The following is an 11,535-nucleotide window of genomic DNA, read 5'->3' on the forward strand; positions in this document are numbered from 1 at the left end:
TGCCGGGATTTTAACGGCGATACGCAGGCGACAACTTACTTCAATACCGCCAGCGCTGCGTTGTAGTTTGGCTCCTGACCAATCTCCGGCACGAGTTCGGCGTGCAGCACGTTGTCGTTTTCATCCAGCACGACCACCGCGCGGGTTGTCAGGCCGACCATCGGGCCGTCCGCAATGGCCACGCCGTAGTTTTCCATGAACTCGGCGCCACGCATGGTCGACAGGTTTTTCACGTTTTCCAGGCCTTCGGCACCGCAGAAACGCGCCTGGGCGAACGGCAGGTCGGCGGAGATGCACAGCACGACCGCGTTGTTTAGGTCATTGGCCTGGGCATTGAATTTGCGCACGGAAGTGGCGCACGTCGGGGTGTCGACGCTTGGGAAGATGTTCAGCACTTTGCGCTTGCCGGCAAAGGTTTCCAGGGTCACGTCCGCCAGATCGCCGCCGACCAGCTTGAAAGCCGGGGCTTTGCTGCCGACGGTTGGCAGCTCGCCACTGATTTGTACCGGGGAGCCTCTACGAGTCACTTGAGCCATGAGCTGAGTCCTTATTCTGAGGTTGCGGGAAAGCCGGAAGTTAACCACGAAAGCGGTTAGCGACCTACCGGTATACATGAATTTGTTGTCAGGTTCAGCGCTCGCCCCCGCGTTTGTCGAGCAAACCGGGCCGCGCGCACAGTTCCACCAGCCAGTCGACGAACACCCGCACCCTGCGCGACATCTGGCGATGGGCCGGATACAGCGCGGTCAACGGCAGCAGCGGTTGCGGGTAGTCGCCCAGCACTTCGATCAGTTCCTGGCGGCGCAGTGCGCCGGCGGCATGGTAGTACGGCGTCTGCACCAGGCCATAACCGGCACTGCAGGCCGCCAGATAACCATCGGCACTGTTGGTCGCCAGACTTTTCGGCAGCTCCAGTTCCTGGTTCTTGCCGTTGACGACAAACTCCAGGCCATAGCGCTTGTTCGAGGTGGCTGAAAAATACTCGATGACGGTGTGCTGACCGAGGTCGTCCAGCGTTCGGGGCGTGCCACGGCGCTGCAGATACGCAGGGCTGGCGCACACCACCTGACGCATCTGCGCAAGCGGCCGAGCCACCAGCGAGTGATCCAGTGGCTGTCCGCCGCGCACCACGCAATCGAAGCCCTCGCGAATCAAGTCCACCGGGCGGTCCGACATCCCCACTTCGAGTTCCAGCCTGGGGTAGCGCTCGGTGAACTCAGGCAACATCGGCATGATGATCAGCCGACCGAACCCGGCGGGCATATCGACACGCAGCACACCTTCGGGAGCCTTGGCGACCGTGGAAAAGACCGACTCGGCGTCGTCCAGATCGTTGAGCAGGCTGACGCAGCGTTGGTAATACGCCTGACCATCGAGCGTCGGCGTGACTTGTCGGGTGGTGCGCATCAGCAATTGAACGCCCAAATGGGCTTCCAGTTGTTTGATGAGGATGGTCACCGAGGCTCGTGGCATGTGCAGGCTGTCCGCCGCTCGGGCGAAACCGCCCAGCTCGACGATGCGCGTGAAGGCGCGCATGGCGTTGAATTTATCCATAACCGTGCCCGTCGGTCCTGTTTGATTGTTTAGATATTGCCAATAGTGAAAGCACTTTTAGCCGGTTTATCGTGGCGCTGTCGAGCGGCAAGAATAGTGATCTCCTCAACACCACAAGGAATCCATTATGCAGACGCGTCAATTGGGCAAGAATGGACCGCAGGTCTCGGCACTCGGCCTTGGCTGCATGGGCATGACCGATTTTTACACCACCGGCGGCGATACCAGAGAGGCCATCGCGACGGTTCATCAGGCGCTGGAACTGGGCGTCACGCTGTTCGACACCGCCGACATGTACGGGCCCCATACCAACGAACAACTGCTCGGCGAAGCCCTGGCCGGCAAGCGCGATCTGGCCTTCATCGCCAGCAAGTTCGGCATCGTCCGCACGCCCGGCGACGCGGGTGCGCGTGGCGTCAACGGCAGCCCCGAGTACATCAGGGCGGCCATCGATGGCACCTTGCAGCGTCTGAAAATCGACACCCTCGACCTGTATTACCAGCACCGCATCGACCCCAACATCGCCATTGAAGAGTCGGTCGGTGCCATGGCCGAACTGGTCAAAGCGGGCAAGGTGCGTTATCTGGGCCTGAGCGAGGCTTCGGCCGCAACGCTCGAACGCGCACACAAGGTCCACCCGATCGCCGCGTTACAGACCGAGTATTCCCTCTGGAGCCGTGAGCCGGAGGAAAACGGCGCGCTGGAAACCTGCCGTCGTCTGGGCATCGCCTTCGTGCCTTACAGCCCCTTGGGCCGTGGCTTCCTGACCGGCACACTGAAGAGCCCCGATGACTTCGCCGCCGATGACTACCGCCGTAGCAGCCCGCGCTTTCAGGGAGAAAACTTCGGCAAAAACCTGTTGCTGGTGGAGAAGGTTCAGCAGCTAGCAGCCGACAAAGGCATCACCGCTGGCCAACTGGCGCTGGCGTGGGTGTTGGCGCAAGGCAGCGACGTCATCCCGATCCCGGGCACCAAGCAGCGTAAATACCTGCAGGAGAATGTCGCGGCACTGCAAGTCACACTCAGCCCGGCGGAACTGCAGGCGTTGAAAGATCTGTTCCCGGTGGCCGCCGTTGCCGGTGGTCGATACCCGGAATCGGGCCTGAAACTGGTCAACGGATAACCCCCGCGCATCAACCTGCTGGCACTAACGCGTCTGCGCAGTTGCCGGTTCGATCAGTGACATGACCGACCGGCAGTTGCGCAGACACGCTCAGGCCTGTGAAAAACCCCAGCCGTGGACCGCTGCTAGAAATCCCGCTTGTAAAAAATATCCAGCGAACTGGCGACGCCACTCGCCGCTTCCAGGTACACCTTTTTGCTCAACAGGTAACGCAGCGCGATGGTATTGGCGGGCTCGAATACGCCTACGCCATATCGCAAGCTGAGCTTGTCGGTGATCTTGCCGCTGGCGACGACCGCGGTCTTGTCGCCGCTGCCCGACGTGTCCAGCTCGAAGTCCTTGATGCCCAAGCCCGACGCGAGTTTGCCGGCGGTCGACGACCCGCCGGCCAGTCCCAGCGCCAATGCTGCCTGCGCCATCATGTTGTTGTCCTCGCCGGTGGTGCTCAACGGTCGCCCCAGCACCAGGTAAGACAGCGCCTGCTCCTGACTCATGGCCGGTTCCGAAAACACCGTGGTGGTCGGCTGCTCGGCGCTGCCGCTCAGGCGGATGCCGGCGATGATGTCGTCGGTCTGGCGAATCGCCTCGATGTCCAGATACGGCTGATCGATGGGCCCGGCGAACAGCAGCCGCGCCTTGCGGATCGTCAGGCGCTGACCATAGGCCCGGTAGCGCCCGTCGTTGAGGTTGAGTTCGCCGCGGGTGTCGAGGTTATCGCCGATGTGCACGTGCCCTGCCAGATTGGCGGTCAGGCCGAAGCCGCTGAAACCGAGCTTGTCCTGGCCCACTTCCACGTTGACGTCCATCGCGATCGCCATGGGCGGCTTGCCCTGTTTCGTCTGCTCGCCGACGATGACCGTGTCATCCGACACCTTGACCGTGGAGGGCGGCAACTGCCGCACGGTGATATCGCCTCTGGGAATCAGCACTTTGCCCGACACTGCCAGACGATCGCCCTGCAGGGTGATTTTCAGGTCCGGCGCTGCTTCAAGCTTGGCGTAAGGCTCCACCGTAATCGGCAGCCTTGAACCCTGCAGACGGACGTCCACATCCAGCGCCTGCCCCCATGCCACCTGACCTGCCAGACTGCCCTGCCCGGTCGGCCCGCTGCTCCAGTTGCCCTTGAGCTGCACGCTTTCGCCAGCGATCAGCGCCTGCAGATTGAGCTTCTCCAGACTGACCGGCAACTCCGGACCCGACACTTCGCCTTCGCTCAGGACCACGTTGCCGTTGATCTGGGGTGCCAGCAGCGTGCCGGAGATGCGCCCGTCGCCGTTGAGCTTGCCGTTGAGTTTTTCCACCATGGGCACGAACGGACGCGCCACCGACACATCCAGGCCACTCAGATTGAACGTGCCGCTGACCGGTTTAGCCTTGGCGACGGGATCAATGCTCAGACGCGCCAGCAACTGTCCCAGCTTGCCGCCACGAAAATCGAGGCTGCTGTCGACCTTTTTCGGCGTCAGGGTGCTGCTCAGCTTGAGCGTGTCGTAGGGGAAGTCGACCCACTGGGTCTTGTCCTTCACCCGCAGCGTGCCGCCGCTGGCATCGATGACGATCTGCCCGTTGGGCCCCGAGGCAGGCAAGTCGAGTTGAACATCGGCATTGAGCGCGCCTTTCCAGGCGAAATCCTTGGGCAGCCACTGCGCGAGGCTGTCCAGCGGAAATTGCTTGAGGTGATAACGCAGGCGCGGATCCGGCATCAGCCGTTGATCTTCGCCGCACAGGCTGGCGGGGCCGGAGGTCCAGCAGTGCGCACCGAAATTGACCTTGCCATCGGCCAGCCGCTCCAGTTTCGCCGGCTGCTGGAGCTTCCAGTCCTGACCACCGCTTTGAATGTCGCCGCTGGCAAGCCGACCCCGCCAGTTGCCTTTGTCCAGATTACCGTCAAGGGCCAGCGCCAGTTTCAGCAGCGGGCCTTGAAGATCCAGTTTGACTTGCTGACGCTTGATATCCCCGGAGCCATCGACGTTCAGGTTGCCCAGCGCGGTGTCGCCCGTCTGGATGCCCCGGACGTTCAGATCCAGGTTGCCACGCTGGGCGCTGTCCAGCCTGGCGGCAAGGTTCAGGCTCTGTAACTGATGGGTCTCATAAGCCAGTCGAGCGCCCTGCAGATTCAGTTGCCCTTGCGGCGCCTGCAGCGTGCCGGCCAGATCCAGGCGACCTTTGACCTGCCCTTGCAGGCCCGGCCAGAGCTGTCCGAGACGCGGCAGATTCAGGTCCAGTTGCCCAAGCAACTTCTGTTGCAGGCTGCCCGAACCGTTGATGCGGTTGTCGCCCAGACGAATGTCCAGCGCAGTGACATTCCATTTGTCTGCCGCCCCGTCCGCTTTGGCCTGCAGCACGGCGGGTTGGCCTCGCAAGCGGCCCTTGAGGTTCAGATCGGCTTTCAGGCTCAACTGCTCATTTCTGAATGCACCCTGGCTGCGCAGCGGCCCGGCCAGCGACCCCGGCAACTCGGCCACCCAGAACGCCGGATCGATGGCGCTGAGGTCGAGCGAGGTGTCCCAGGCGACCCCGTCGGCGAATTGCAGTTTCAGGAAACCACTGGCTTTGCCCTGCCCGGCCGCCAGTTCCAGCTGTGGCAGAAACACGTTTTGCAAGTCGCCGCTGAACGGGCTTTGCAGGGTAAAAGGGCCGGCAGGTCCTTTGAAGTCACCGGCAAAATGGCCCAGGTATTTGCCGTCGGTGTAGGACACTTCACCTTTGAAGGTGTGGATGCTGACCTGAGGCTCATCGATCACCGGGTACAGACGGTGCCAGGGGAAATCCAGCCAGTCGACGCGGGCGTTGGCGGTCAGGCCCGTCTGCCAGTCAACATCCGCACTGAGCCCAAGGCGCTGGTCGGCGCTGGCGGTCAGGTCCAGCGCTTTGATCTGCGCGCCCTTGGCGTCGACCCGGCCCTGTAATGCCAAGGCAACAGGCCCTTGTTCGGCGGGCAGGCTGGCGTTGCCAAGAATTGAGTAACCTGTGGCCAGATCGCCCTTGGCGTTGAGCGTCAAGTGGTTGAGTTGCAGCGTGTCGGGCAGGTCGGGTGCCGGCTTGAACCCGTCGCTGGAGATCGTCACTTCGGCCGGCAGGTCGGTCACCAGCGGCTGCAATTGCCCCACCAGCGTGGCGTCGAGATAGCCGCTGCTGCGGGCATTCAGTTGCAAGGTCTTAAGCAGATCGCCCTCGATGTTCAGTGCCAGGGACAGCGGCTGACCACTGACATCGGGCAGCTTCACTTGCCCCTGCGCCGTCAGCGGCCAGTCGCCGCCAGGTTTGAGCAGTCCTGCCAGGTCCAGCACGATGTCGTCACGTTGCGCGTGCAGCGTATCGATCTTCAGCCCGTCGACCGTCCAGTGCGCGGCCAACTGCAGATCACGGACCTGCTCGGAACCGTCAAGGTACAGGCTGCCGACCTGCACACGTCCCAGCTCGATGGCCAGCGGCAGTTTCAGATCCGGCAATGTGATGGGCCCACTGCTCTGCTCGCCGCTGGAGGGCGCGAAGTGCAGACGCACATCGCCAGCCTGCAACGTGTCGATGCACAGCGTCATGCGGGTCAGGCAGGACGGCGACCAGTCGAACACCGGCGCATCGACTTCGACCCGACTCTCCCCCTGCTGCCAGATCAGCCGGTCGGCTTGCCACTGGCCGCCGAGATGCCCGGAGAAGTTGTCGAGTTCAAGGCCCGGCACCAGGCCCAATGCCCAGCGACTGCCTGACTGGGTGCCCAGCAGTACGCCCAGCGCCAGCGTGATCAGCAGCACGAGGGTCAGTAAAGTCGCTGCCACGATGACGGCGATACGTTTTGCCAAAGCCTTGTTCGTCACAATTCAGGTCCCATCGAGAAATGCAGACGAATGCCGCCCTCATCATCCAGCGCATGGGCCAGGTCCAGGCGCAGCGGCCCGACCGGAGAGACCCAGCGAACACCAATGCCGACGCCGGTCTTGAGGCTCGGAAAATCCAGCGAGTTGAAGGAATTGCCCTGATCGACGAAGGCCGCGACCCGCCATTTTTCGGCGATCGAATACTGGTATTCGGCACTTCCGGCGATCATGTAACGGCCGCCGATCTTGTCACCGTCGGAGTTCTCCGGGGACAACGACTGATAGTCATAGCCGCGCACGCTCTGGTCGCCACCGGCAAAAAATCGCAGCGACGGCGGAATGGATTTGTAACCGTTGGTGGCCGTGCCGCCCACCTGAAGACGACCCAGAAACCGGTGGTTCTGCGCCAGCGTGGTCAGGCCTTTGACCAGCGCCGTGCTGTGCACGACGTTGGCGTCGGAGCCAAGCCCCTCCTTGGCCACTTGCGTGTCGAACTGCAGGCGATAGCCGTTGTGCGGATCGATACGGTTGTCGCTGCGCAGGTACGCGTAACTGATGCCGGGCATGAGCAAGGTGCTCAGACCCGAGTCATCGCCAAGGCGGTATTCCTCTCGTTGCCACTTCAGCGAGATGACCCGTTCCCAGCCGCTGGGCAGCTTGCTGTGCCATTCAGGGCCAACCGTCAGCAATTTGCTCAGGCTGTCAGTGTCGGCAATTTCTTCATATTGATAGCCGCCGGCGAAGCGCAGTTTGTCAGTCAGCGGCGGGTCGAGCGGGATGTCATAGAACAGCCCGACGTTCTGCCGTGGCGCTGAAACCTCGGCCTCGGCGCCGTAACTGTGACCCTGCGGATTGACCCAGTGCCGCGTCCAGTTGGCCTTGACCCTGGGCCCCACGTCAGTGGAATAGCCGACACCGAGCCCCATGGTGCGGGGTTTGCGTGTCTGCAACTGAACGTCCACCGGAATGACCTGGCCCTGCGCGTCAGTGGGTGATGCATTCACCCGCACGCCTTCGAAATAACCGCTGGACTGCATCGCCTGGTTGAGCTCGGCAATCAGCTCGGAATCGTAGGGCGTGTCCTGTTTGAACGGCACCATGCGCTGCAGCAGGTCTTCGTCGAACGGAGCGTCGCCACTGAACGACACTTTGCCCAGCGAAAAACGCGGACCGCTGTCGTAGACCAGTTCGATATCGGCAACGCCTGCGCGGGGGTCGACCGACAGCCGCTGAGTGACGAAACGTCCCTTGAAAAAGCCGTATCGCGCGGCCTGATTCTGGATCAGGTGCTTGGCGTCTTCGTAGTGGCCATGATTGAGCACCGCGCCGGATTTGAGCACGTCGCTCTTGGGCACGCGGAAAGCCTTGAGCTGACTGGCAGGCCCCTCGATGCGCACGACGACGTTACGCAAGTGCACGGGCTCGCCTGTCTGAACGTTGAGAACCAGGTGCAGGTTTTTGTCGGCGTGGGTGACTTCGCTGTCGATCTGGGCCTGGTAATAACCCAGTGCCTGGGCGGCCTTTAGCGCCTGCTCGATGGCGCCGACACTGAAACGCTCGAGCGCCTGCTCGTCGCGCTCGCCCAACGTGCCCACATACCCTTCGATATTGGATTTGAGCGCCGCATTGGCAGGCTTGATCCGCACATCCAGCTGGGCATCGGCGAACGCTGCGCAGCTGGAGAACATCAGGAGAAAACCACTGGTGAATCGATGGAAAAACGTCATAGGCGCGGATGCTAACACGAGCTGCGGGAACGACTGCAGCCCGCGGATAGAGGGAAGTGTGCGCAGGTCAAGCCATCGAACCCAGTGAAACCTGAGGATTGGGGTGGAAAAAAACGTGCTCTCGGATAGGTCCTACAGCAACTTCACCGATTTCCTCGTAACCATGTCGTTTGTAGAACTCAAGATAATGGCCATTTCCCGTGTCTAGCACGATGCCCTGTGAGTGCTCGTCAACGGCACACCAGTCGTGTAACGCCTGCAACAACTGCTCGCCGAAGTGCTGACCCTGAAAATCGGGGTGCACGCCCATCAGCGGCAACACATGCACCGCTTCGGACGGCAGGCAGGCGAGCACCGAATGGTAGTAGTCCAGATAGCGCTGAGTGCAGCGCAGACCGGTGCTCATGACCATGCGCAAACGCCAGGCCCAACTCTCGGTGATGCCCAGCCGCCGCTGGGGTGGCGCGATGAGGGCAACGCCGATCAGGCGGTCCTCGACGAACAGGCCCAAGGCCGGCATGTCCTGCAGAAAATGCTGTTTGACCAGTTCGCGAATCGTCGCGCGTACCCGGTGCTCGTAGCCCGAGCGTCCAGACTCGAACAGATAGCCAAAGCTAGGCTCCTGTCGGTAGGCGTGGTAAAGCAACGAGCGTGCTTCGCGGGAATAGCCACTGTCGAGCTGGCGGATTTCAGCCGTGACGCTGGAAGAATGAGGCATGGATTCAGGCATGGAATGGTCCCTTCAGATACGCCCCGGTGCGGCCGCTCGGGATCATGCTGTACAGCGTTCGAGTGGCGGCCCGCCGGCGCAGTTCCCATGAGTTTTCACCCCGTTTCCAGAGCGTAGCAGCCGGCGGCAGCGGCATCCGTGCACGTTGGCGCTGGCCGTTGGCAGGCAGGTCGGCTAGCATCGCTTTTTGTTTTTGCCAGGACTGCCGCCTATGAAAATTGTGTCTTTTAACATCAACGGCCTGCGTGCCCGTCCGCATCAGCTGGCGGCGCTGATCGAAAAACACCAGCCCGACGTCATCGGCCTGCAGGAAACCAAGGTCTCGGATGATCAGTTTCCGCAGGCGGAAATCGAAGCGCTGGGTTACCACGTGCACTTCCACGGTCAGAAAGGCCACTACGGCGTCGCCCTGCTGTCGCGCCAGCCGCCGATCGCGCTGCACAAGGGTTTCGACACTGACGATGAAGAAGCGCAGCGGCGTTTTATCTGGGGCACGTTCGCCGACCGTAACGGCCTACCGGTCACCGTGATGAACGGATATTTCCCACAGGGCGAAAGCCGCGACCACCCCACCAAGTTTCCCGCCAAGCTGCGCTTTTATGCCGACCTGCAGCAGTTGCTGGAAACTCGTTTCAGCAATGACCAGCCACTGGTGGTCATGGGTGACGTGAACATTTCTCCCGAAGACAGCGACATCGGCATCGGTCCGGACAACGCCAAGCGCTGGCTGAAAACCGGCAAGTGCAGCTTCCTGCCGGAAGAGCGCGAGTGGATGGCCAAGCTCAAAAGCTGGGGGCTGGTTGATAGCTTCCGCCACTTGTACCCGGAAGTGATCGATCAGTTCAGCTGGTTCGACTACCGCAGCCGTGGTTTCGAGGACGAGCCCAAGCGCGGGCTGCGCATCGACCTGATTCTGGCTTCCCACGGACTGCAACCGCGCATCAAGGCGGCCGGTGTCGATTACGACCTGCGTGCGATGGAAAAACCATCGGATCACGCGCCCATCTGGCTGGAACTCGAGTAAGCAGGCTGCCTGAATCACACGGCTCGTCGGCTGTGGCAGGCCCGCAATGCTGCCGCCGACGAGCCGACGCGTTACACCTGTCGCAGCGAACCCGCGTCCGTCACATGACTGTCATTCATCTGTCTTATTCTCCGGCGACTTCCGGCCATAAGAAGATGTCGCCATGCAGCGCACCCGCCTTTTTCAGCTCATGTTTGTCGCCTTCGCGGCGCTGTTCAGCTCGCTGTGTTCCGCTGCGAGCGCACTGCCCGCCTCACCCGACGGCAGCCCTGTGTTGCGCATTCAAGGCTCCAACACCATCGGCGCGCAGTTGGGCCCGGCGCTGGTAAAAGGCCTGCTCGAGCAGCAAGGCGCTCAAGCCATCACCCAGCGACCCGGCGCGCGGCCCAACGAAACCCGCATCGTCGGCCAGTTGCCTTCCGGACAAACCGTCAGCGTCGATATCGCCGCACATGGCTCCAGCACCGGTTTCTCTGCGCTGAAAGCCGGACATGCCGATCTCGCCGCGTCATCCCGGCCCATCAAACCCGGCGAAGCCGGCGAGCTGACGGCGCTGGGCGACTTGCACAGCGCCGAGGCCGAGCAGGTGATTGCCATCGATGGCGTCGCGGTGATCGTTCATCCGGGCAATCCATTGCGCGAACTGAGCACTGACCAGTTGGCGAAGGTGTTTTCCGGCGACATCCGCGACTGGGAACAACTGGGCGGCCCGGCAGGCGCCATTCATTTATATGCGCGAGACCAGCAATCAGGCACGTTCGACACGTTCAACGAGCTGGTCCTGACCAAAGCCGGAAAAGCACTGGCCTCGGCGGCGAAGCGCTTCGAGGCCAGCGAAGCGCTCTCCGACGGAGTGAGCCAGGATCGTCAGGGGATCGGCTTCATCGGCTTGCCCTACGTGCACAACGCGAAAGCCGTCGCGATCATCGACGGCGAGTCCAAACCCATGCTGCCGAGCACCAGCCTCATCGCCACCGAGGACTACCCGCTGTCACGCCGCCTGTATTTTTACCTGCCGCCGGGCACCGAACAGCGCTGGGCCAAGGCGCTGGTGCGATTCGCCCAAAGCCCGCAAGGCCAGTCCATCGTTGCGCAGAACGGCTTTGTGGCGCAGACCGTTCAAGCGGTCAAAGTGCGAGCGACCCCGCAGATGCCAGCGGAGTACCAGAATCTGGCGCGGCAGGCCGAACGACTGTCGGTGAACTTTCGTTTCGCCCAGGGCAGCGCGACGCTGGACAACAAAGCCAGGCTTGACCTCAAGCGGGTGGCGGATTACCTGAGAACCCACGACAAGCTGGATCAGAAAGTGACGCTGGTGGGATTCGGCGACGCCAAAAGCGATCCGGCACGCGCGCAGTTGCTGTCCAGGCTGCGAGCGATGGCTGTTCGCCGGGAATTGATGAAACGTCAGGTGATCCTGCGCGATGTGCTCGGTTTCGGCGACGAAATGCCGGTCGCGACCAACGGTGGCGACGAAGGCCGAATCAAGAACCGGCGTGTCGAGGTGTGGGTGGAATAGGGTCTACGCAAACCGGCGCGATCGCTGAACGCAGCGCGAG

At 62.1% G+C, this 11,535-nt stretch carries 8 protein-coding genes; 3 read left to right on the forward strand and 5 right to left on the reverse strand.

The genetic code is table 11. From position 1 onward, the window contains the following. Nucleotides 1-35: 35 nt before the first annotated feature. Nucleotides 36-536 (reverse strand): thiol peroxidase, encoded by a 501-nt coding sequence (tpx, locus tag QRN36_RS09775; RefSeq protein WP_285423894.1) that lies wholly within the window; start codon nucleotides 534-536, stop codon nucleotides 36-38. Between the two features lie 94 nt (nucleotides 537-630). Further along, a complete protein-coding gene (locus tag QRN36_RS09780; protein ID WP_285423895.1) occupies nucleotides 631-1,554 on the reverse strand; it encodes a LysR family transcriptional regulator in 924 nt (307 codons plus the stop codon). Nucleotides 1,555-1,681: 127 nt separating this feature from the next. On the opposite strand from QRN36_RS09780, the gene QRN36_RS09785 reads away from it, so the two are divergent. Next, nucleotides 1,682-2,677: an aldo/keto reductase gene (locus QRN36_RS09785; protein WP_285423896.1), complete on the forward strand. Its 996-nt coding sequence runs from the start codon at nucleotides 1,682-1,684 to the stop codon at nucleotides 2,675-2,677. Nucleotides 2,678-2,802: 125 nt separating this feature from the next. On the opposite strand, the gene QRN36_RS09790 is transcribed toward QRN36_RS09785, so the two are convergent. The 3 genes from QRN36_RS09790 to QRN36_RS09800 form a co-directional block, all read right to left on the reverse strand. Continuing rightward, nucleotides 2,803-6,456: a translocation/assembly module TamB domain-containing protein gene (locus QRN36_RS09790; RefSeq protein WP_373568731.1), complete on the reverse strand. Its 3,654-nt coding sequence runs from the start codon at nucleotides 6,454-6,456 to the stop codon at nucleotides 2,803-2,805. A 35-nt stretch (nucleotides 6,457-6,491) separates the two neighbouring features. Next, a complete protein-coding gene (locus QRN36_RS09795; RefSeq protein ID WP_285423898.1) occupies nucleotides 6,492-8,222 on the reverse strand; it encodes an autotransporter assembly complex family protein in 1,731 nt (576 codons plus the stop codon). A gap of 67 nt (nucleotides 8,223-8,289) precedes the next feature. Continuing rightward, nucleotides 8,290-8,940 carry an N-acetyltransferase gene (locus QRN36_RS09800; protein WP_285424072.1) on the reverse strand — a complete coding sequence of 217 codons (651 nt, stop codon included), beginning with the start codon at nucleotides 8,938-8,940 and terminating at the stop codon, nucleotides 8,290-8,292. 223 nt (nucleotides 8,941-9,163) lie between these two features. On the opposite strand from QRN36_RS09800, the gene xthA reads away from it, so the two are divergent. Next, on the forward strand, nucleotides 9,164-9,976 hold the full coding sequence (xthA, locus tag QRN36_RS09805; protein ID WP_285423899.1) for an exodeoxyribonuclease III: 813 nt from the start codon (nucleotides 9,164-9,166) through the stop codon (nucleotides 9,974-9,976). Between the two features lie 190 nt (nucleotides 9,977-10,166). Next, complete coding sequence (locus QRN36_RS09810) at nucleotides 10,167-11,495, forward strand: phosphate ABC transporter substrate-binding/OmpA family protein (RefSeq protein ID WP_285424073.1); 1,329 nt, start codon at nucleotides 10,167-10,169, stop codon at nucleotides 11,493-11,495. The last annotated feature ends 40 nt before the right edge of the window (nucleotides 11,496-11,535 follow it).

This window comes from Pseudomonas sp. efr-133-TYG-103a, assembly GCF_030209235.1.
Taxonomy (GTDB): domain Bacteria; phylum Pseudomonadota; class Gammaproteobacteria; order Pseudomonadales; family Pseudomonadaceae; genus Aquipseudomonas.

What these genes read in the sequence shown, in the direction of transcription:
- QRN36_RS09795 (WP_285423898.1), bottom strand. Translation starts at nt 8,222, where the DNA reads ATGACGTTTTTCCATCGATTCACCAGTGGTTTTCTCCTGATGTTCTCC.
- tpx (WP_285423894.1), bottom strand. Translation starts at nt 536, where the DNA reads ATGGCTCAAGTGACTCGTAGAGGCTCCCCGGTACAAATCAGTGGCGAG.
- xthA (WP_285423899.1), top strand. Translation starts at nt 9,164, where the DNA reads ATGAAAATTGTGTCTTTTAACATCAACGGCCTGCGTGCCCGTCCGCAT.
- QRN36_RS09785 (WP_285423896.1), top strand. Translation starts at nt 1,682, where the DNA reads ATGCAGACGCGTCAATTGGGCAAGAATGGACCGCAGGTCTCGGCACTC.
- QRN36_RS09810 (WP_285424073.1), top strand. Translation starts at nt 10,167, where the DNA reads ATGTTTGTCGCCTTCGCGGCGCTGTTCAGCTCGCTGTGTTCCGCTGCG.
- QRN36_RS09780 (WP_285423895.1), bottom strand. Translation starts at nt 1,554, where the DNA reads ATGGATAAATTCAACGCCATGCGCGCCTTCACGCGCATCGTCGAGCTG.
- QRN36_RS09800 (WP_285424072.1), bottom strand. Translation starts at nt 8,940, where the DNA reads ATGCCTCATTCTTCCAGCGTCACGGCTGAAATCCGCCAGCTCGACAGT.